At 70.4% G+C, this 21,194-nt stretch carries 18 protein-coding genes; 6 read left to right on the top strand and 12 right to left on the bottom strand.

The features are described from left to right. Positions 1-13: 13 nt before the first annotated feature. Positions 14-1,378: a cystathionine beta-synthase gene (locus EDF50_RS06625; protein WP_123518757.1), complete on the bottom strand. Its 1,365-nt coding sequence runs from the start codon at positions 1,376-1,378 to the stop codon at positions 14-16. 245 nt (positions 1,379-1,623) lie between these two features. On the opposite strand from EDF50_RS06625, the gene EDF50_RS06620 reads away from it, so the two are divergent. Then, complete coding sequence (locus EDF50_RS06620; RefSeq protein WP_199738659.1) at positions 1,624-2,298, top strand: DUF3105 domain-containing protein; 675 nt, start codon at positions 1,624-1,626, stop codon at positions 2,296-2,298. After that, positions 2,295-3,032 (top strand): DUF305 domain-containing protein, encoded by a 738-nt coding sequence (locus EDF50_RS06615; protein ID WP_233570391.1) that lies wholly within the window; start codon positions 2,295-2,297, stop codon positions 3,030-3,032. The genes EDF50_RS06620 and EDF50_RS06615 overlap by 4 nt, the downstream gene beginning before the upstream one ends. Positions 3,033-3,049: 17 nt before the next feature. On the opposite strand, the gene EDF50_RS06610 is transcribed toward EDF50_RS06615, so the two are convergent. Further along, entirely contained in the window at positions 3,050-4,924 is a 1,875-nt protein-coding gene (locus EDF50_RS06610) for an ABC transporter ATP-binding protein (protein WP_370453978.1), read from the bottom strand. A 268-nt stretch (positions 4,925-5,192) separates the two neighbouring features. Here EDF50_RS06610 and EDF50_RS06605 point away from each other — a divergent pair, with 268 nt between their 5' ends. Further along, a complete protein-coding gene (locus tag EDF50_RS06605) occupies positions 5,193-6,788 on the top strand; it encodes a LuxR C-terminal-related transcriptional regulator (RefSeq protein WP_123518755.1) in 1,596 nt (531 codons plus the stop codon). A gap of 42 nt (positions 6,789-6,830) precedes the next feature. Continuing rightward, positions 6,831-8,273: an APC family permease gene (locus EDF50_RS06600; RefSeq protein WP_123518754.1), complete on the top strand. Its 1,443-nt coding sequence runs from the start codon at positions 6,831-6,833 to the stop codon at positions 8,271-8,273. 238 nt (positions 8,274-8,511) lie between these two features. Here EDF50_RS06600 and rplL read toward each other — a convergent pair whose 3' ends face one another. From rplL to EDF50_RS06580, 4 genes are all read right to left on the bottom strand, one after another. Then, positions 8,512-8,895 (bottom strand): 50S ribosomal protein L7/L12, encoded by a 384-nt coding sequence (gene rplL / locus EDF50_RS06595; RefSeq protein ID WP_123518753.1) that lies wholly within the window; start codon positions 8,893-8,895, stop codon positions 8,512-8,514. A gap of 48 nt (positions 8,896-8,943) precedes the next feature. Further along, positions 8,944-9,459, bottom strand: coding sequence for a 50S ribosomal protein L10 (rplJ, locus tag EDF50_RS06590; protein WP_123518752.1), 516 nt, complete (start codon positions 9,457-9,459; stop codon positions 8,944-8,946). A 246-nt stretch (positions 9,460-9,705) separates the two neighbouring features. Continuing rightward, the gene (locus tag EDF50_RS06585) at positions 9,706-11,313 is read right to left on the bottom strand and encodes a HAMP domain-containing sensor histidine kinase (RefSeq protein WP_123518751.1); all 1,608 of its coding nucleotides are present in this window, start codon (positions 11,311-11,313) and stop codon (positions 9,706-9,708) included. Then, a complete protein-coding gene (locus tag EDF50_RS06580) occupies positions 11,310-12,068 on the bottom strand; it encodes a response regulator transcription factor (protein ID WP_370453981.1) in 759 nt (252 codons plus the stop codon). The genes EDF50_RS06585 and EDF50_RS06580 overlap by 4 nt, the downstream gene beginning before the upstream one ends. 166 nt (positions 12,069-12,234) lie before the next feature. On the opposite strand from EDF50_RS06580, the gene EDF50_RS06575 reads away from it, so the two are divergent. Continuing rightward, positions 12,235-13,794, top strand: a complete 1,560-nt coding sequence (locus EDF50_RS06575) for an FtsX-like permease family protein (RefSeq protein ID WP_123518749.1) — start codon at positions 12,235-12,237, stop codon at positions 13,792-13,794. A gap of 110 nt (positions 13,795-13,904) precedes the next feature. Next, positions 13,905-14,573: an ABC transporter ATP-binding protein gene (locus tag EDF50_RS06570; protein ID WP_123518992.1), complete on the top strand. Its 669-nt coding sequence runs from the start codon at positions 13,905-13,907 to the stop codon at positions 14,571-14,573. Between the two features lie 48 nt (positions 14,574-14,621). Here the strand turns inward: EDF50_RS06570 and EDF50_RS06565 are convergent, their stop codons facing one another. From EDF50_RS06565 to EDF50_RS06540, 6 genes are all read right to left on the bottom strand, one after another. Next, positions 14,622-15,587 (bottom strand): PD40 domain-containing protein, encoded by a 966-nt coding sequence (locus tag EDF50_RS06565; RefSeq protein ID WP_123518748.1) that lies wholly within the window; start codon positions 15,585-15,587, stop codon positions 14,622-14,624. 15 nt (positions 15,588-15,602) lie between these two features. Then, positions 15,603-16,616: a sugar phosphate isomerase/epimerase gene (locus tag EDF50_RS06560; protein ID WP_123518747.1), complete on the bottom strand. Its 1,014-nt coding sequence runs from the start codon at positions 16,614-16,616 to the stop codon at positions 15,603-15,605. An 83-nt stretch (positions 16,617-16,699) separates the two neighbouring features. After that, complete coding sequence (locus tag EDF50_RS06555) at positions 16,700-17,782, bottom strand: Gfo/Idh/MocA family protein (protein WP_370453980.1); 1,083 nt, start codon at positions 17,780-17,782, stop codon at positions 16,700-16,702. 86 nt (positions 17,783-17,868) lie between these two features. Beyond that, complete coding sequence (locus tag EDF50_RS06550; RefSeq protein WP_123518746.1) at positions 17,869-18,708, bottom strand: carbohydrate ABC transporter permease; 840 nt, start codon at positions 18,706-18,708, stop codon at positions 17,869-17,871. Continuing rightward, positions 18,701-19,696, bottom strand: coding sequence for a carbohydrate ABC transporter permease (locus EDF50_RS06545; protein ID WP_123518745.1), 996 nt, complete (start codon positions 19,694-19,696; stop codon positions 18,701-18,703). Before EDF50_RS06545 ends, EDF50_RS06550 begins: the two co-directional genes overlap by 8 nt. A 76-nt stretch (positions 19,697-19,772) precedes the next feature. Beyond that, positions 19,773-21,137: a sugar ABC transporter substrate-binding protein gene (locus tag EDF50_RS06540; RefSeq protein WP_233570385.1), complete on the bottom strand. Its 1,365-nt coding sequence runs from the start codon at positions 21,135-21,137 to the stop codon at positions 19,773-19,775. Between the last annotated feature and the right edge of the window lie 57 nt (positions 21,138-21,194).

The raw sequence follows: 21,194 nt of genomic DNA, 5'->3' as shown, positions 1-21,194 counted from the left end.
CCCGGCCGGCCCCTCACGACGACAGGAAGGCCAGCACGTCCTGCCGGGTGACGACGCCGACGGGCCGCCCGTCGTCGGTGACGAGCAGGGCGTCGACGGACTCGAGGGCGGTGCGTGCCGCCGAGACGGGCTCGTTGACGCCGATCAGCGGCAGCGGCTCGCCGAGGTAGGCCGAGACGGCGTCGGCCATGGTCGCGCCGCCGCTGAAGACGGCGTCGAGCAGGGCCTTCTCCTCGATCGCGCCGACGACCTCGCCGATCACGACCGGGGGCTCGGCCGAGAGCACGGGCATCTGCGAGACGCCGTAGGTCGTCATGATGCCGATCACGTCGTGGACGGTGTCGGACGGGTGCGCGTGCACGAGGTCGGGCAGCTGTCCGGTCTTGGAGGCGATGAGGTCGCGGACCGTCCGTTCGTCGTGGCTGACGCCGAAGCCGTAGGAGCGCATCCACGAATCGTTGAAGATCTTGCCGAGGTAACCCCGCCCGCTGTCGGGCAGCAGGGCGACCACGACGTCGTCGGGGCCGAGCTCACGGGCGACGTCGAGGGCGGCCGCGACCGCGAGGCCCGACGAGCCGCCGACCAGGAGCCCCTCTTCACGGGCGAGACGGCGGGTCAACTCGAACGAGCGGGCGTCGTCCGCGGCGATGATGCGGTCGACGACCGACGGATCGTAGGCGGCGGGCCAGAAGTCCTCGCCGACGCCCTCGAGCAGGTAGGGGCGGCCGGTTCCCCCGCTGTAGACGCTGCCCTCGGGATCGGCGCCGATGATCTGCACCGCGCCTCCCGACACCTCTTTGAGGTAGCGGCCCGTGCCGCTGATGGTGCCGCCGGTCCCCACGCCCGCGACGAAGTGCGTGATGCGACCGTCGGTGTCGCGCCAGATCTCGGGGCCCGTCGTCTCGTAGTGGCTGAGCGGGCCGTTGGGGTTTGCGTACTGGTTCGGTTTGAAGGCGCCGGGGATCTCTCGCGCCAGACGGTCGGAGACGCTGTAGTAGGACTCGGGGCTGGTCGGCTCGACCGCGGTGGGCGTGACGACGATCTCGGCACCGTAGGCCTTGAGCACGTTGCGCTTGTCCTCGCCCACCTTGTCGGGCAGGACGAAGACGCATCGGTAGCCGCGCTGCTGGGCGACCAGGGCGAGACCCACGCCGGTGTTGCCACTGGTGGGCTCGACGATGGTGCCGCCCGGCAGCAGCAGCCCGTCGCGCTCGGCCGCGTCGACGATACGCGTCGCGATGCGGTCCTTCGACGAGCCGCCCGGGTTGACGTACTCGACCTTGACGAGCACGGTCGCCGTGATGCCCTCGGTCACCTTGTTCAGCTTCACCAGCGGCGTGTCGCCGATCAGGTCGAGGACGGTCTCGGCGTACTTCACGGGTGCTCCGGTTCTCGCGGGGCCTTCGTGGGGCGCGCGCAGGTCGACGACTCGGGTGGGCGGGACGGTCGGTGCGTCCCCGCCGAACCCGTCCGTCGAGTCTAACGAGGGGGTGCGGTCGTGTGACGGTCGTGTGACGGGGCTCGCCCGACTGGCACTCGCCTCCCAGGCAGTCGTGAGAGAAAATGGATGACGCATCTACGATCTGGTGCGTCCCGACCACCTCCCCGACCCAGAGGACCCCCGTGGCCAGCAGCGACAAGCCGACCGACAAGCCCACCGTCAAGCAGCAGCGTGACGCCCGACGCCAAGAGAAGGTGGCCGAGCTCAAACGGCAGCAGGCCCGGGCGAAGCGCAACCGCACCATCGGCATCGTCACCGCCTCGGTCGCCGGCGCCGCGGCGATCGCCCTCGTCGTCACCTTCGTCGTGACGAGCGGGCAGCCCCGGCAAGATCCCCAGGCCATCGAGGTGGACGGCGTCAAGACCTACTCCGACCTCACCGCCAACCACGTGGGCGGCAGCGTCGACTACGCGATGACCCCGCCCGCCGGCGGCGACCACAACCAGATCTGGCTGAACTGCGGCGTCTACACCGAGCCGGTGCCGAACGAGAACGCCGTCCACGACCTCGAGCACGGGGCGATCTGGTTCACCTACGACCCCGAACAGGTCGACGAGAACGAGATCGAGGCCCTGCGCGACTTCGCCCCCGACACCTACGCGGTCGTCTCGCCCTACGAGGGCCTCGACTCACCGATGTACGTGTCGGCCTGGGGAGCGCAGCTGCCGTTCTCGAACGTGGCCGACGACGAGGCCACCCTGTCGGACTTCGTCACCAAGTACTGGAAGTCCACGAACGCCCCCGAGCCGGGTGCCCCCTGCACCGGTGGCGTGGACGGCACCGGCAAGATCGCGTGACCGCACCGGGGCGTGACGACGTCGACGTGACCGACGAGGCGAGGCCGGGCCGCGCCTCCTCGGGTCGTCGGCTGCGGCTCGTGATCGCGGGGGTCCTGACGGTCGCGATCGTGCTGCTCGGGGGTGTCGCCCTCGGCCGACTGAGCTCACCCAACCCGGTCACGCCCGGCACCGACAGCGTCGAGGCGGGGTTCTCGCGCGACATGCAGGTGCACCACGAGCAGGCCGTGCAGATGGCCATGATGGTCCGCGACCGCACCGACGACCCCGACATCCGCTCGCTGGCGTACGACATGGCCCTCACCCAGTCGCAGCAGGCCGGGCAGATGTACGCCTGGCTCGAGCTGTGGCGCGTACCCCAGGCGCCGTCCGAGCCGACCATGACCTGGATGACCCGGCCCACGCTCGACGGTGACTACGGCAGTCACCACATGACGGGCGACGGAGGCGCGACCGGTTCGGCGACGCCGGTCGCCACCCACGAACCCGGCGGCCGCATGCCGGGGCTGGCCACCGACGAGCAGCTCGCCTCGCTCGACTCAGCCCGCGGGGTCGAGGCCGAGCGGGTGTTCCTGACGCTGATGATCGCCCACCACGAGGGCGGCATCGAGATGGCCGACGCGATCCTGGCCCGCAGCGAGGTGCCGCAGGTGCGCGCCTTCGCCTCGGGCATGGTGCAGACGCAGCAGAGCGAGGTCGACGCCATGCAGGCGATGCTCGCCGAACGCGGCTGACCCGAGGGGCGTCGTCGCTACGTCGACACCTGTTGCCCGTAGAGTTCGGCGTAGACCCCGCCCCGGGCGAGTAGCTCGTCGTGCGTGCCGCGCTCGACGACCCGGCCCGCCACGACGACGAACACGACGTCGGCATCGCGGACCGTCGAGAGCCGGTGTGCGATGGCGATCGTCGTCCGGCCGCGGGTCGCCGTGTCGAGGGCCTCTTGCACGACCCGCTCGGACACCGTGTCGAGCGCGCTGGTCGCCTCGTCGAGGACCATGACCGCGGGGTCCTTGAGAAGCACCCGGGCGATCGCGATGCGCTGTTTCTCGCCACCCGACAGGCGGTAGCCCCGCTCGCCGACGATCGTGTCGTACCCGTCGGGGAACGACACGATGGTCTCGTGGATGTTGGCCTGCCGGGCCGCGTCGACCAGCTGCTCGTCGGTCGCGTCGGGCCGGGCATACCGCAGGTTGTCGCCGATGCTGGCGTGGAAGAGGTAGGTCTCTTGGCTGACGATGCCGATGTGGCCGACGAGCGATTCTTGGTCGAGGCGCCGGACGTCGGTGCCCGCGAAGCGGACCGAGCCACCACTGGCCTCGTAGAACCGCGGGATGAGGTACGAGACGGTCGTCTTGCCGGCGCCGCTCGGGCCGACGAAGGCGGCGAACTGCCCGGGGGCGATGTCGAACGAGACCCCGTCGAGGGTCTTCTGCCCTGGCTCGGCGTCGGGATACGAGAACGAGACGTCGTCGAACTCGACCCGGCCGAGCTGCGTGTCGTCGACGGCCTCGGCCGACGGGTCGTTCGTGATCGCCGGGTGCAGGTCGAGGTACTCGAAGATGCGGGCGAAGAGCGCCCCCGAGGTCTGCAGGTCGAGGGCCACCCGCAGCAGACCCATCAGGGGGAAGGTCAACCGGGCCTGCACCGTCGTGAAGGCCACGATCGTGCCCGCGGTCACGGGGACGTCGCGCAGGATCAGCCAGGCCGCGACCAGGTAGATGATGGCAGGGATGACCGAGAGGAAGATCTGGACGACGGCGAAGAACCATTGACCGCTCATCTGCTGCCGCACCTGCAGCCCGATCTGAGTGCGGTTCTCGGCCGAGTAGCGCTCGACCTCGGCGTGCTGCTGGTTGAAGCTCTTGGCCAGCAGGATGCCGCTGACGCTCAGGGCCTCTTGGGTGATCGCGGTCATGTCGCTGAGGGACTCCTGCGTCTTGGTGGCGATGCGAGCACGCACCTGGCCGACCCGACGTTGGGCCACGACGAGCAGCGGCAGCAGGATCACCGTCACGACGGTCATCTGCCAGCTGAGGACGAGCATCGACACGAATGCCGCGATCACCGTGACGGTGTTGCCGAGCACGCTCGAGATGGTGTTGCTGAGCACGTTGGCCACGCCCCCGACGTCGTTCTGCAGCCGGGACTGGATGACACCCGTCTTGGTCCGGGTGAAGAACGCGAGCTCCATGCGTTGGAGGTGCCCGAAGAGGCGGATGCGCAACGCACCCATGACCTTGTTGCCGACCGTGGCCGTCAGGTAGGTCTGCCAGACGCCGATGCCCGCCGACAGCACCCAGAGCCCCACCATGGCGCCGACCAGCTCGAGCAGCACGGGTACGTCGGGGCCACCCGGCGGGAACAGCCCCCGGTCGAACGCCTGCTTGGTGAGCAACGGCGGCGCGACGCTGACGGCCGCCCCGATCAGGACGAGCACCACCGTGACGACGAGGGCCCGCTTGTGGGGAGAGAACAGACCGCGGATGCGCCCGACGAGGTCGGGGATGCGGGGGGCCGTGGCGTTCGCCGCACGCTGGGCGTCGGCGTCGCCGCCCGACACCCGAGCCGAACCGCCAGGTCGACCGCCACCACGGGGACCACCGGCAGGCGGGTGCATCGAGCTCATGCGGCCAGCGTAGGCCCGACCTCCGTCACCCGTGGCTCGGGGCCGGGCATCGCCTCGATCCCTGCGGAGAACCGGCCTCGGCGGCGACGCCGACACGCCGTAGAACGACCGGTCGTCCCCCAGTTGTGGGCGCAATGGCCGACAGACCATACGACGGAATGATCTCTCAGTTTAGTATGGCGGTGTCGGTGCACCTGACCTGGCTCCGGCAGCCGCGCTCTCCCTACCCGACGGGCGAGCCTCCCGAAGCGGCGGAGCAAGGACCATCGTGAACACATCGAACCCCACGGCCGTCGAACCCCCCAGCGCCGAACTGCAGCCCGCCGACCACCGGGCCGCTCTCGATGCCATCGAACAGGGCTGGACCCAGATCGCCCCCTTGCAGGGAGCGCGCCTGCGCGAGGCGATCCGCTCGACACCCGAAGAGGAATGGCGCGGTCGACCGCGCATCCTGCTCGCCCTGGCCGCGAGCCATCGCTCGGTCGGGTCCCGCTCGCGCAGCGCGGCCCTGCCCTGGTTCCGCGGTGTCGCCAAGGCGCTCGACGCCGACCCCGAGCTGCCGCTGGACATCCGGGCGGGGTACCACGTCCACCTCGGGGCGTCCCTGCGCACCCTCGGCAACTTCGTCGTGGCCCACGAGCACCTCGAGGTCGCCCGGACCCTGATCGAGAACGACCTGGCCGAGTCGATCAGCGTGCGCATCTCGCTGAGCGCCTCGTTCTCGCTGCAACTGGGCTTGATCCGCCTGCATTACGGCGAGATCGACCAGGCCCGCTTCGCCCTCAGCCTCGCGAACGGCCTCGGCGAGGACCACCTCAGCACCGCCGAGCGCGTCGAATGCCTCTCGGCCCTGGCCTTCGTCGCGATGTTGATCGGCGACTTCGACCTCGCCGACCGGCACGTCGACCTCGCCCGCGAGCTCGCCGACGGCACCGACCTGCTGGGCAGCTCGTTCGGTGCCCTGACCCAGATCACGCGCGTGCACCTCGCCCTCGAACGCGGCGAGGCCGTGGGCGGCCACGAGGGCCTGCTCGCCGACGTCCGCCAGGCGTCGCGCGGCAGCGACTGGGAGGCGCTCGGCCTGTTCGCCGAGGCACACGTCCTGCTGTCCGAGAGCCGCTACATCGAGGTGCTCGACCTGCTGGCCCGGATCACCCGCACCATCGACGGCTTCACCGGACACAGTGCACTGACCGAGTCGGCCACCGTCATGCGCGCCGAGACGATGCGCCTGCTCGGCCAGCCGCACGAGGCCCGTCGGTTGGCGTCGTCGGTCGCCCCGTCGCACCACCACGTCCGCTGTCCCGGCCGAGTGCTCGCCCTCGTGCACCTCGCCGCCCGTGAACCCGAGGCCGCCCTCGAGGCGCTCGAGCCGTGCCTCGCCATCGGCGACCTGCACAGCGAGCGCACGATGGGCCAGGTGCACGCGATCAAGGCCGCCGCCCACCTCGCCCTCGGCGACGCGTCGCACAGCGACATCGCGTTCGACCAGGCCCTGCTGAGCTCCGGCCACAACGGGTCGATCTGGCTCTTCGCCACCCTGCCCGAGGATGTCCTCGAGCACCTCGTGCAGCGGGCCGTCGGCCGTCGCCAGCCACCCGCCATCGTCGGGGTGCTCGACCGCCTGCGTGGTACCTCGGTGGACGTCGTGCCGCAGCTCGCCGAACCGCTGAGCGACCGCGAGCTCGTCATCGTCCGCCACCTGGCCACCGGTCAGACCCTCGGCCAGATCGGCAGCCAGCTGTTCATCTCGGTCAACACCGTGAAGAGCCACGTCCGCAGCATCTATCGCAAGCTGCAGGCGTCGTCGCGCCGCGAGGCGATGACGCGCGTCCGACAGCTCGGACTCGACCTCGACGAGTAGCGGCGAGGAGGCGCGGTGTCGGCCGTACGGTAGCCTCTCGCGGTGCCCCACGAGTCCCGCGTCACGTCCCGCCCGCCCCTCGTCGCCCAGCTGAGGGCGCGCAAACCCCTCGAGGCCTACGTCGCCGAGAGCGAGGCCTCCGCCGACGGCGGGCCACGTCTGCGGCGCACCCTGGGCGTATGGCACCTCACGGCCATCAGCATCGGCGCGACGCTCGGCACGGGCATCCTGGTCGTGCTCGGCACGGCCGTCCCGCTGGCCGGTCCCGCGGTCTGGATCTCGTTCGTCCTCGCCGGCGTCGCGGCCCTGTTGTCGGCCCTGTCGTACGCCGAGATGGCGGGCAGCGTGCCCGTGTCGGGCTCGAGCTACTCGTACGCGTACGCCACGCTCGGTGAGGGCGTCGCCTGGGTCTGCGGATGGTGCCTCGTGCTCGAGTACGCCGTCTCGGTCGCGGCGGTCGCCGTGGGCGCGGGCCAGTACGTGAACGAGGCCCTCGACGTGTTCGGGCTCGCCCTGCCCGCGGCGATCGCCGAGCCGCCCGGCGCCGGTGGCGTGCTGAACCTGCCCGCGGCGGTGCTCGTCCTGCTCGCCACCCTCGTCCTCGTGCCGGGGGCGCGCGGGAGCGCCTGGGTCAACACGCTGCTCGTCGTCGTCAAGGTGGCCCTGCTCGTGTTCTTCGTCGCCGTCGCCTTCACGGCGTTCAGCGTCGGCAACTTCGAGCCGCTCGCGCCGATGGGCGCGGCAGGGGTCTCGGCCGCCGCGTCCCGGCTGTTCTTCTCGTACATCGGCTTCGACGCGGCGTCGACGGCCGGCGAGGAGGCCCGCGACGCGAAGCGCGACCTGCCACGCGCCATCATCGCGTCGATCGTGATCATCACGGTGCTGTACATCCTCGTCGCCGTCGCGGCCGTCGGCGCACGCCCCTGGACGGCCTTCACCGACGGCGAGGCGACACTCGTCACGATCGTCGCCGACATCACCGGCCAGCCGTGGGTCGCCTTCCTGTTCGCCGTCACGGCCGTGGCGGCGATCGCCAGCGTCGTGCTGACGGTGCTCTACGGCCAGACACGCATCTTCGTCTCGATGGCCCGCGACGGCCTCGTGCCCCGTGTCCTCGGCCGGGTCTCGAAGCGGACGCAGACCCCGGTCGCCGGCACCCTGATCGTCGGTGGTGTGGTGGCCGCGGCCGCCGCGGTGGTCCCCCTGGGCGCCCTGGCCGACGCGACGAGCATCGGCACGCTCTTCGCGTTCGCCCTGGTCAACGTCTCGGTCATCTGGCTGCGGCGCAACCGGCCCGAACTCGAGCGCACCTACAAGGTGCCCCTGTACCCGCTGACGCCGATCCTCGGCTGCGCCTTCTGCGTCCTGCTGATGGTGACGCTCGGCTGGGTCACCTGGGCGGCCTTCGCCGTCTGGATGGCCGTGGGCACCGCGGTGTACCTCGGATACGGACGCCGGCACTCGGTCCTGGCCCGCGCCTCCTGACCACCGCCATCGCGTGGTCGGCGGGTTCGCGTCTCCCCCGGCGGGTCGGCGCCGACCCGCCACCGACGACGGGAACCCGCCGAACACCCGAGGAGGCGCGGCGCACGACGGACCGGCGACGCACCTCGGCAGGACACGCGCGTGAACGACGAAAGGCGCCACCCCGAGGGGTGGCGCCTTCCGTGTGGAGCTGAGCGGACGAGCCGCTCAAGCGCAGAGGGCCGCGAGGGCCCGCCGACTACTTGAGGGTGATCGTGGCGCCGGCGGCCTCGAGCTGAGCCTTGGCCTTCTCGGCGGCTTCCTTGTTCGCACCCTCGAGGACGGTGCTGGGGGCACCGTCGACGACGGCCTTGGCCTCGCCCAGGCCGAGGCTGGTGAGCGCACGGACCTCTTTGATGACCTGGATCTTCTTGTCGCCGGCAGCCTCGAGGACGACGTCGAAGGAGTCCTTCTCCTCGACCTCTTCGGCGGGGGCGGCGGGGCCGGCGGCACCGGCGGCGGCCACGGGGGCAGCAGCGGTGACCTCGAAGACCTCTTCGAACTTCTTCACGAACTCGCTGAGCTCGATGAGCGTGAGCTCCTTGAAAGCCTCGATCAGTTCGTCCTGCGTGAGCTTCGCCATGATTTTCTCCTTGTTGTGTAGCTGAAGTGGGGGTTGGTGCGACAGCTGCTAGCTGTCGGCGTCCTGCTTCGCGCGCAGCGCTTCGACCGTGCGGACGGCCTGCGAGAGCGGAGCCTGGAACAGGTAGGCAGCACCGAACAGCGAGGCCTTGAAGGCGCCGGCCAGTTTGCCCAGCAGCACCTCTCGGGACTCGAGATCGGCGAGCTTGTTGACCTCGTCTGCCGAGAGAGGGTTACCGTCGAAGTAACCGTTCTTCACGATCAGAGCGGGGTGTGCCTTGGCGAAGTCACGCAGGCCCTTGGCGACGGCGACAGGGTCACCGTGCACGAAGGCGATCGCAGACGGTCCGACGAGTTCGTCGTCGAACGAGCTGATTCCGGCGTTGTTCGCCGCGATCTTGCTGAGCGTGTTCTTCACCACGGCGTACGTCGCGTCTGCACTGATGGACTTGCGGAGCTCTTTCAGCTCGGCAACAGTGAGACCGCGGTACTCGGTGAGCAGAACGGCGTTCGAGTCACGGAAGTTCCCCGTGAGCTCGGCGACCGATGCTTCCTTGTTCGCCATGGCTCTCCTAAAACGTGGGTGTGCCGGCAGCCCCCTGGCGCTCGACTCGGCCGCACCGAGACCGATGCCGCACCAATGAAAAAAGCTCCGGCGCAAGCGCACGGAGCTGGATCTCTTCGAGAAGAGGAACGACTTCACACACCTGCGCTGGTCGCTCTCTCTCGAGAACCTTCGGCACCCGTCTGCGAGCAGACGAGCACAACCGGCGGTCTTGGGCTTCGTACAGAGTAGACGCAGGAGGCGCGCTCACGCAAGTCGCGCCTCCTCGCCTCCTCGAGCGGCCACGTCGACGGGAGCCGTCAGCGGCAGGCGGACCGTGAAGGTCGCCCCCTCGGTCGAGCTCTCGACGTCGACGGTCCCGCCGTGGGACTGGACGACGGCCTGGACGATCGCCAGGCCGAGACCGGTCGAGCCGACCGTTCGTGACCGTGAGCTGTCGGCGCGGGCGAACCGCTCGAAGAGCACCGGCAGCACGGTCGGGTCGATCCCCGGCCCGTCGTCGGCGACCGAGACGACGGCCCGCCCCGAGGCGTCGTCGACCGTGAGCGAGACGTGCACGTGCGTGCCGTCGGGCGTGTGGGTGCGTGCGTTCGTCAACAGGTTCGCGACGATCTGGTGCAGGCGCATCGCGTCACCCGACACCGTCACGGGCTCGTCGGGCACGTAGACGTCGACGTCGTGCGTCGGCCCGGCAACGTGGGCGTCGTTGACCGTGTCGAGCACGACCCGCGTGAGGTCGACGTCGCCCGTGACGAGGTCGCGTCCTTCGTCGAGGCGGGCGAGCAGCAGGAGGTCCTCGACGAGCGAGGTCATCCGCAGCGACTCCGACTCGATGCGGCCCATGGCGTAGACCACGTCGTCGGGCAGACCGGTGTTCATGCGGCGGGTGAGTTCGGCGTAGCCGCGCACCGACGCGAGCGGTGTGCGCAGCTCGTGCGAGGCGTCGGCGACGAACTGCCGTACCTTGTTCTCGCTCTGCTGACGGGCTTCGAGGGCAGCCGCCACGTGCCCCAGCATGCGGTTGAGCGAGGCGCCGACGCGGCCGACCTCGGTGCGGGTGTCGGCGTCGGCCTCGTGGACGCGTTCCGCCAGCGCGACCTCGCCGCGATCGAGGGGCAGTTCGGCGACCCGCAGGGCCGTGTCGGACATGCGCTCGAGGGGACGCAGGGCGCTGCGCACGACGCCGTAGGCCACGGCGATGGCGATGGCGAGGCCGATGAGGGTCACGGCGAGGATCGTGATCACCATGACCGTGATGGTGCGGTCGACGCTGCTCGTCGGCAGACCGACCACGAGGTAGGCCGGCGTCGTCGTGAACGACCCCGACGTGGTGGGCTGCCGATAGCCGACCGCGAGCGACTCCACCCGGTACGAGCCCAGAGCCGTCCCCAGCGAGACGGTCTCGGGCTCGGTCGACCCGGCCACCGTCGTCACGGCCGAGGTCAGCTCGTCGGTCAGGCGCGGGGTCACGACCTGCCCCGACTGCTCGACCCGGTAGGCGTCGACCACGATCCCGTTGACGACGACGGCCGTGAAGGTGCCGGGTGACTGCCGCGGCCCCGACAGGTCGTCGTCGTCGGGGGTCAGGTTCGGCCTCGACGTCGAGCCCTGCGCGTTCACCATGGGCACCGAGCGACCGGTCGCCCCCTGGAGTTCGTCGTCGAGCTGACGCATCAACGACGCCTGCAGGACGAACACGCTCACCGAACCGATCACGATGGTCAGCAGCACGACGAGTGCGACGATGCTGAGGATCAGGCGGTTGCGCAGCGTGAGCGGCCCGGCGAGCCCGGGCGCCCGTCTGACGAGACCACGGAGGCGCGAGCCCACCCGGGCGGGCAGGGCATCGCTCACGACGTGGGCTTGATGACGTAACCCACGCCGCGCACGGTGTGGATCATCGGCTCCTCGCCGACGTCGATCTTCTTGCGCAGGTACGAGATGTAGATCTCGACGACGCTCGACTTGCCGCCGAAGTCGTAGCTCCAGACCCGGTCGAGGATCTGCGCCTTGCTCAATACCCGGCGCGGGTTGCGCATCAGGAAGCGCAACAACTCGAACTCGGTCGCGGTCAGCTCGATCTCGCGACCGGAGCGGGTCACCTCGTAGCTCTCCTCGTCGAGCACGAGGTCGCCGACGACGATGCGCGAGTCGCCCGCCTCGCTGACGGCCGAGGCCGACCGGCGGATCAGACCGCGCAGTCGGGCGACGACCTCTTCGAGCGAGAACGGCTTGGTGACGTAATCGTCGCCGCCTGCGGTGAGGCCCGACACGCGGTCTTCGACGCTGTCCTTGGCGGTGAGGAACAGGATCGGGGTGTCGTCGCCGCTCGACCGCAGCCGGCCCAGCACCTGGATGCCGTCGATGTCGGGCAGCATCCAGTCGAGCACGATCGCGTCGGGCTTGAACTCGCGGGCCGTGGCGAGCGCCGCCTGGCCGTCGGAGGCGGCCTTGACGTCCCAGCCCTCGTAGCGCAGGGCCATCGAGAGCAGGTCGGTGAGGCTGTTCTCGTCGTCGACGACGAGGACGCGCAGGGGTGTTCCGTCGGCGCGGGTGAGGCGCGGGGCCGAGGCGGTGGCGGGGGTCGTTGTGGTCACCTTTCCTAGTATCGAGGCATTCCTATGAATCGACTGTGTTCGACCGATGAGCGGGCTGCACATGTCTCATCGACGCTTCATAGCCGATCGATCGGGGCCTCATCGGGGCCGTCCCTAGGTTCGCTCCGGCGGCAGGCCCGACGGCCCGGCACCGCCCCAGCCAAGGAGACCCCCACCCATGTTCTTCACCTACCTGCGCCGAGAACTCGGCAACAGGCGCAAGCAGACCGTCGTCATCGCCATCGGCATGGCGCTCGCGATCGCTCTCGTCATCATCGTCAACGGTGTCGCCGCCGGCGTGCGGAACGCCCAGTCGTCCGTGCTCGAGTCCGTCTACGGCGTCGGCACCGACGTGACCATCACGCAGTCCGCCGAGCCCGGAACCGACGGAGGCGGCCCCGGCCGGCAGTTCGCCTTCGGCTCGGGCGACGGCAGCACGGAAGGCGGCAGCACCGAGGTCTCGCAGAGCACGCTCTCGGCCGCGCGCGGCACGGCCACCTTCGCTGCCTCGACGCTCGCCACGGTCGAGGGAGTCGACGGCGTCTCCGCCGCGACCGCGACCCTCAGCCTGCAGGCCTCCAGCTTCTCGGGCACGTTGCCGGACGTCGCCCAGGGCGGTTCCGGAGGCGCGGGCACGGCCCCCGGCTCAGGTACCGGAACCGACACGGGCACCGCAGAGCAGGCCCCGCCCAGCGGCGGAGCCGACGGCGCGGGCGGCAGCTCGTTCGACGTCGACCAGTTCGCGGTCGAGGGCATCGACGTGGCCGCGGACGCGGTCGGTCCGCTCACCAGCGTCACGTTGGCCGACGGCCGCACCTTCACCGCCGACGACGCCGGCGAGGACGTGGTCGTGCTCGACCGGTCCTACGCCACGAGCGCCGACCTCTCCACCGGCGACACCCTCGCCATCGGCGGCACCGACTTCACCGTGATCGGCATCGTGGCGTCCACCTCGTCCGACGCGGCGACCGCGAGCGACACGTACGTCCCGCTCGACACGGCGCAGACCGTCAGCGGCCTGACCGACCAGATCAGCAGCGTCTACGTCACGGCCGCGAGCGCGAGCGACGTCGAGTCGCTGAAGACCGACCTCGGGGCCGCCCTGCCCGACGCGACCGTCAGCACGCAGTCCGACCTCGCGTCGAGCGTCTCGGGCTCGCTGTCGACCGCTTCGGGCCTGGTCTCGAACCTCGGCACCTGGCTCTCGGTCATCGTGCTGGTCGCGGCGTTCGCCATCGCGACCCTGTTCACCGTCTCGGGCGTCGGCCGCCGCACCCGCGAGTTCGGCACGCTCAAGGCCATCGGCTGGAGCAACGCCCGCATCACCCGCCAGGTGGCCGGCGAGTCGCTCGTGCAGGGCGTGATCGGCGGCGTCGCCGGCGTGGCCGTCGGCCTGCTCGGCATCGTGGTCGTCAACGCGATCGCCCCGACCCTCTCGGCTTCGGCCGCGACCTCGTCGGGCCCCGGGGCCGGTGGTCCCGGCGGCCTGCCCGGCGGTGCCGCGACGGCGGCGGCGGGCTCGGCGATCGACGGAGGCGCGGCCGCGGGCACCGGCGGAGGCTTCGGTCAACAGGTGGCCCAGGCCACGACCGACATCGCCCTGCACGTCCCGGTCACGCTCCCGATCATCTTGATCGCCGTGGGACTCGCCGTCCTCGGCGGCCTCCTCGCCGGGGCGATCGGCGGTTGGCGCGCCTCGCGGTTGCGTCCGGCCGAGGCCCTGCGGAGCGTCGCGTGAGCCGTGTCGAGGGGGCGGCGACCGACGTGGTCGACGCGACCCGCGCCTCCTCGTCCCCCTCCGACCAGCACTCCCCCACCGCGCCGCACGCACCCGAAGGGCCCCGACCGATGTACAGCCTCACCGACGTCGTCAAGACGTACTCGCAGAAGAAGAAGACCGTGACCGCGCTGGCCGGCGTCACGCTCGAGATCCCGGCCGGCCAGATGGTCGCGATCCAGGGGCCGACCGGCGGCGGCAAGTCGACGCTGCTGCAGATGCTCGGCGCCCTCGACCGGCCGACGAGCGGCACCGTGCGGCTCGGCGAGACGGATCTCTCGGGGGCCGGCGACCACGCCCTCGCCGCCGCCAGGGGTCGCGAGATCGGCTTCGTGTTCCAGGGGTTCAACCTGATCCCGACGCTGACCGCGGCCGAGAACGTCGAGACGGCGTTCGCCGACGGCTCCGTGCCGCGCGACGAGCGGCGACGTCGTGCGGCGGCGGCGCTCGCGTCCGTCGGCCTGGCCGAGCGCGCCGACCACCTGCCGGTCGAGCTCTCGGGCGGGCAGCAGCAGCGCGTCGCGATCGCGCGCGCCCTGGTGAAAGAGCCCACCGTGCTGCTGGCCGACGAGCCCACGGGCTCGCTCGACGAGGCGACCCGCGACGAGATCATGGACCTGCTCGAAGGCGTCTGGCGCGAGCGCGGACTGACCCTCGTCGTCGTCACGCACGACTCGGCCGTGGCGAGGCGCGCCGAGCGTCGGCTGCGCCTCGAGGGCGGCCGGGTGACCGAGATCTGACCGTCCGCCCGGCGCGGGCGGAGCGCCTGCCCGGCGTGGTCCCCCGCGTCAGGCGAGCGGGTAGTCGGCGCAGGCGAAGCGGGTCGAGTCGGGGGCCCAGCAGGGCACGTTGATCGTGCCCTGGCCGCCGAACAGGGCGAGGACGTCCTGCGGCGTCGAGCCCGGCACGGGCAGGCCGTCGGGGCCCAACGGCAGGGTGCGCAGCACGACCTCGCGGTCCTCTGGATGGCCGCGCGTGCCGGGCTCGAACGACACCCAGAGCAGGGTCGACGAGTCGGGCGACACGTGCGGGAACCAGTTGACGCGCTCGTCGTCGGTCACCTGCACCACGTCGTCGCCGTCGAGCCGGCTGCGGAAGAGCTGGGCGTGACCGGCGACCCCCGAGGAGGCGCGCTCCGAGTTCGACCACAACCAGGCGCCGTCGGGAGAGATCTCGGCCCCGTCGTCGGGATGCTCGTCGTCGGTCACCGGCGTGGTCGCGCCGTCGGCGAGCGAGACCAGGGCGACGTTCGTGCGCCAGCCGGCCCGCGCCTCCTGGTCGTCCGGGTCGTCGACCGGCCCCGGAAGCGCACCGACGATCACGCTGAGCGTCGCGCCGTCGGGCGAGACGCCGTGCAGGTAGTTCTTGTGGTTTCGACCGACGGGGTGGTCGCGCGTCACGCGGCGGGCGGTGCCGCCCGGCGAGACGCCGTCCCACGGCACCTCGTACAGGTGGCCGTCGCGGGCGCTCACGACGACGGCGCCCTGGTCGGGGGCGATGACGTGGTCGTTGTTGATCTCGGGGACGTCGCCCATCGGCACCGGCTCGAGGGCCGTCTCGTCGACGCCTCGCGCCTCGGCGGGCAGGCGCCAGAGCAGGCCGTCGCCGTTCACGACGAGCCAGCGGCCGTCGGGGCTCCAGTTCGGGGCCTCGACCAGCAGGCGGGTGCTCTCGAGGACGACCTCGGTGGCACCGGTCGCGGGGTCGACGACGAGCAGGCGGCTCCGTTGGCCGGTCGACAGGGTTCGGGGCATGGGTTCAGTCTGCCGTCACTGGTTCGAGAACGCGGCGTCGAAGGAGGCGCTCGGCCGTTTCCAGAGCAGCGATCGGATGTAGGCCAAGGCCTCGGGGGCGCCGTGCAGCCGGTCCATGCCGGCGTCCTCCCACTCGATCGAGATCGGGCCGTCGTAGCCGATGGCGTCGAGGGCGCGGAAGGCGTCCTCCCAGTCCATGTCGCCGTGCCCGGTCGAGACGAAGTCCCAGCCGCGGCGGGGGTCGCCCCAGGGCAGGTGCGAGCCGAGCACGCCCGACCGCCCGGTGGGCGGCTTGATGCGGGTGTCCTTGCAGTCGACGTGGAGGATCCGGTCGGCGAAGTCGGTGATGAACGACACGGTGTCGACGCCCTGCCAGAGCATGTGCGAGGGGTCCCAGTTGAAGCCGAACGCCGAGCGGTGCTCGATGGCCTCGAGGGCTCGGACGCTCGTCCAGTGGTCGTAGGCGATCTCGCTCGGATGCACCTCGTGGGCGAACCGGACGCCCTCGGCGTCGAACACGTCGAGGATGGGGTTCCATCGGTCGGCGAAGTCCTGGTAGCCGGCGTCGATCACGCTCGCGGGCACCGGCGGGAACATCGCGACGTACGGCCAGATCTTCGAGCCGGTGAAGCCGACGACGGTGTCGACGCCCATCTTGCGGGCGACGCGTGCCGCCCGCTTCATGTCGTCCGCCGCACGCTGTCGGACGCCTTCGGGGTCGCCGTCGCCCCAGGTGGACGGTCGCACGATCGCCTGGTGACGGAAGTCGATCGGGTCGTCGCAGACCGCCTGACCCGTCAGGTGGTTCGAGATCGCCCAGACCCCCAGCCCATGCCGTTCGAGCACGTCGAGCCGCGAACGCAGGTACGCGTCGTCCTGGTCTGCGCGCTCGAGGTCGAGGTGGTCGCCCGAGGCCGCGATCTCGAGGCCGTCGTACCCCCAGCCGGCCGCGAGTGCCGCGACCTCCTCGAACGGCAGGTCGGCCCACTGGCCGGTGAACAGGGTGACGGGGCGGGAGCTCTCGGCCATGGGTTCCTTCTCGGGGGGCGACGGGGTGCGGGCGACGGGTGCGGGCGGGGGTCGGTGCGGACGGGGGCCGGTGCGGACGGGGGTCAGGGCAGGTCGACCCAGGTGCGCGCCGCGGCGGAGGCGAGGACCGCCTCGGTCACCCGCACGGCGCGCAGGCCGTCGGCGAAGGTGGGCAGGCCCTCCGGGGTGGCGCCACGGACGGCGTCGTGCGCGTCGCGGACGAACCCCGCGAAGGCGTCGACGTAGCCCATCGGGTGCCCCGCGGGGACGGTGCAGAGGCGCGCGGCGTCCGGCGTGAGCACGGCGGCGTCCCTCGCCACGAGCTGCGTGCCCGACCGACGACCGACCCAGAGCGTCTCGGGCTCCTCCTGCGAGAACTCGAGGCTCTCCGCGGTGCCCGACAGGTCGAGCAGGAGGCGGTTCTTGCGACCCGGCGCGACCTGCGACACGAAGAGGGTGCCGATGGCACCTCGGGCCGTCTCGAACACGACGGCCGCCTCGTCCTCGGTGTCGACCGACGATCCGCCGCGCTGCGCGTGCACCGTGGTGGTCGTCGACGTCAACCGCGCCAGACGGTCGCCCAGGACGAACTCGAGGAGGTCGACGAGATGGCTGCCGATGTCGGCGAAGGCCCTCGAGGGGCCACCCGCCGCCGAGTCGACCCGCCAGTCGACGTCGTCGCTGTCGAGCAGCCAGTCCTGCAGGTACGACCCGCGCACGCTGAGCACACGGCCGACCTCGCCCGTGGCGACCCGGGCCCGTGCCTCGCGCACCATCGGGTGATACCGGTAGACGAAGGGCACCGCGCCGACCAGGCGGCCGTCACGGGCGGCCTCGACCAGGGCCTCGGCCTCGGCGGCCGAGGTCGCGAGCGGCTTCTCGCAGACGACGTGCTTGCCGGCGGCGAGCGCCGCCAGCGCGACGGACGCGTGGGAGGCGTTCGGTGAGCAGACGTGCACGACATCGATACCGGGGTCGGTCACGAGGTCGTCGACGGTCTCGTGCGCCGTGTCGACGCCGAGCGAGGCCGCCGCCCGGGCCGCACTGGCCGCGCTCGACGAGGCCAGGGCGACCACCCGGGCACCAGCCGACCGCGCGGCACCGGCGTGGACGCGCGCCATGAAGCCGCCGCCCACGATGCCGACGCGCAGCGGCTCGACCGGCACCGCGCCTCCTCGGCTCGACTCGACGTCGCCGGCCGGGCCGGCGGTGACGCCCACCGGCCCCACCGCCGTGGCCACGGCCGGTTCGGTCACTTCACGGCCCCCGACGACAGTCCGGTGATCAAGTGTTTCTGCACGAGCATGAAGCCTATGAGCACGGGCAGCGAGACGACGACCGAGGCGGCCATGAGCTGGTTCCAGTACACGTCCTGTTGCGAGGCGTAGGCCCGCAGACCGATCGAGAGCGTCCGCGTGTCCTTGCTCGTGAGCACCGAGGCGAAGAGCACCTCTCCCCAGGCCGTGATGAAGGCGTAGACCGCGACCGCGATGATGCCGGGCTTCGCGACGGGGATCACGACACGGAACAAGGCGCCGAGGCGTCCCGTGCCGTCGATCATCGAGGCCTCTTCGAGCTCTTTCGGGATCGACGCGAAGTACCCCGTCAGCATCCAGATCGAGAACGGCAACGAGAACGTCATGTACGTGATGATCAGGCCGAGGTAGCTGCCGGTCAGCTGCACCCCGATCGTGCGCTGGATCTGCACGAAGATCAGGAACAGCGGCAGCAGGAACAGGATGCCCGGGAACATCTGCGTCGAGAGGACGACCAGGCTGAAGCTGCGCTGCCCCCGGAACCGCAGGCGGGCCAGCGAGTAGGCGGCGAGCACGGCCATCGCCACCGAGAGCACCGTCGCCGAGATCGTGACGATGAGGCTGTTCTTGAAGTACGACGCCAACGGCACCGTCTGCCAGATCTGCACGTACGGCTCGAGCGTCACCCGGCTGGGAATCCACGTGAACAGACCTTGCACGTCGGCGAGCGGCTTGATCGAGGTCGTCAGCACCACGTAGAGCGGGATGACCACCACGAGCGACAGGAAGGCCAGCCCGAAGAAGCGGAAGACCTTGAACCCACGGGTCTCAATCATCGTGTTGTCCCTTCGGCAGAACCATGCGGATGTAGAACGCCGACGCGATCAACAGCACGACCAGGAGCATCACGCTCATGGCGCCGCCGAGGCCGAAGTTCCAGTTGTTGAACGACTGCTGGTAGATCAGCGGCGAGATGAGCGTCGCCTGCTCGGGTGAGGCCGGACCGAAGAGCACGTAGGGCACGTTGAACTGGTTGAAGATCCACAGGCTCATGATCAACAGCAGCACGGCGTTGGCCGGCTTGACCATGGGCAGGGTGATCTGGGTGAACTGCTTCCAGAGGCTGGCGCCGTCGAGGCTGGCGGCCTCGTAGACGTCGCCGGGGATGTTCTGCAGGGCGGCGAGCAGCATCAGGAAGGCGAAGGGCCAGAACTGCCATGCCGTGACGATGACGATGGCCCAGAACGAGTTCCCGCCGAGGAGCCAGAAGGGGCGGTCCTGCAGGATGCCGAGGTCGTCCACCAGGAAGCGGTTGATGGCCCCGTCGCGCTGGTTGAACATGAAGGCCCAGGCGATGGTGCCGACGTACGACGGCAGGGCGTAGGGCACGAGGAAGAGCGTGCGCAGGATGCCACGACCCTTGAACGAGCTGGTCAGCAGGACGGCGCCCAGCATGCCCATGCTCCAGGCGATCGCCACGACGATCACGGTGAAAAGCACCGTACGGCCGAGGGCGCCGTAGAGCTGTCCGGCGATCGGCGAACTCGGGTCGAGCGCCGTGACGAAGTTCTGCAGCCCGACGAAGGGCGCGTTGACCCAGTTGGCGATGCTGAGCTGGTTCAGCGTGATGAAGGCGATCCACACACCCAGCACCATCGGGACGATGTGGACGAGCAGTTCGGCGAGGGCGGCCGGGGCCACGAGGACGTAGGCGAGCGGCGAGCGGTGTCTCTTGCGCTTCGCGGGCTCGAGCGGGGCCTGCTGGTGCGGGTCCGGCGGGAGGTCTTTCTCGGTGGTGGCGGGGGGCAGGACGTTGACGGTCATGAGGGTCCTCTCGGGGCCTCGGCGGGGGCGGCCGGTCGCGGTGACCGACCGCCCCCACCGGTAGCGGTGGGACGGGCTACTGACCCGAGCTCATCTGACTGTTCGCGTCCTCGAGGGCCGACTCGACGTCGGACTCGCTGACGGAACCGCCCTGGGCTGCGGTGGCGAGGAGGTTCTTGATCGCGGTGCCGACCAAGGTCTCCATCTGCCCCTCGGAGGGGTAGAGGGGCATGGGCTGGGCGTGGTCGGCGAGCGTGACCTGCTTCAGCTTGATGGTGTCCGACTGGAACGCCGGGTCGTCGTACGCGCTCGTGACCACGGGCAGCGAGCTGAACGACTTGTTCAGGTACACCTGCTCGGAGTCGCTCGTCAGGTGCTTGACGAAGTCGATCGCCGCGTCCTTGTTGCCGCTGTTCTCGAAGACGCTGATGTTGATGCCGGCGACGTGGCTCTGGGTGCCCAGCAGGCCGGTCGCGTCGGCGGACTCCATCGGCACGGGTGCCGCGGCGTAGTCGGCGAAGTCGCGGGCCGCGAGGTTCGCGTCGGGGGCCTGGTCGAAGAACATCGCGGCCTTGTTGTCGGCGAAGGTCGCTGCCATGTCCGAGCCGTTCACGCTCTCGGCGTCGGACGGCGAGACCACCTTGTCGACCGCCATCAGGTCGACCCACTCCTTGACGCCCTTCACGACGCCGTCGTTGCCGAAGTCGGGCTTGCCGTCCTCGTCGTAGAGCGCGCCTCCGTTCTGCAGACCCCGGACGAACGCCTGGTGGGCGTTGTTCGAGATGCTCGACCCGGCCATGGTGACGCCCCACTGGTCGATCGTGCCGTCGCCGTCGGTGTCGACCGTGAGCTTCTTGGCGTCCTCGACGAACTCGTCCCAGGTGGCCGGGGGCGTGGTGATGCCCGCGGCCTCGAACATCTTCGTGTTGTAGTACAGCGAGTACGACAGACCGTAGAGCGGGATCGACGTCGGGGCCTGGCCCTCGGCACCACCGGTGGCGAAGCTCGACTGCACGAAGCGGTCCTGGCCGCCGACCTGGTCGAGGGCGTCGCCCTCCCACGGCACGAAAGCACCGCTGGACTGCAGCGACACGGCCCAGGTGTTGCCGATGTTGAGGACGTCGGGGCCCTCACCGCTCGAGACGGCGGTGAGGATGCGGTTGTACAGGTCGGACCACGGGATGACCTCGAGGTCGACCTTGACGCCGGTCTCCTCCGTGTACCGGTCGATGCTCTCTTGCAGGATCTCGGCGTCCTTCTCGACCGTCGGGGCCTGGTTGCTGGCCCAGTAGGTGATGGTGTCGGCGTCGCCGCTGCCGCCCGAGGCGCTGCACGCGGTCATCGATCCGACCGAGAGGGCTCCGACCGCGAGTGCGGCGAGCCAACGGAACTTGGTTTGCATGACTTCTCCTGGTGTCTCTTCTTCGAGATTTCTCTTCATCGAGTGAGGGAAGGGATGGTGCGGGGTGTCGTGGTGCTGTGGGTCGTGCGGATGGTG

This window comes from Frigoribacterium sp. PhB24 (assembly GCF_003755185.1).
In the GTDB taxonomy this organism is placed as follows: domain Bacteria; phylum Actinomycetota; class Actinomycetes; order Actinomycetales; family Microbacteriaceae; genus Frigoribacterium.
The sequence above is the reverse complement of the archived record's forward strand: the minus strand, read 5'-3'. Positions and strand labels throughout refer to the sequence as shown.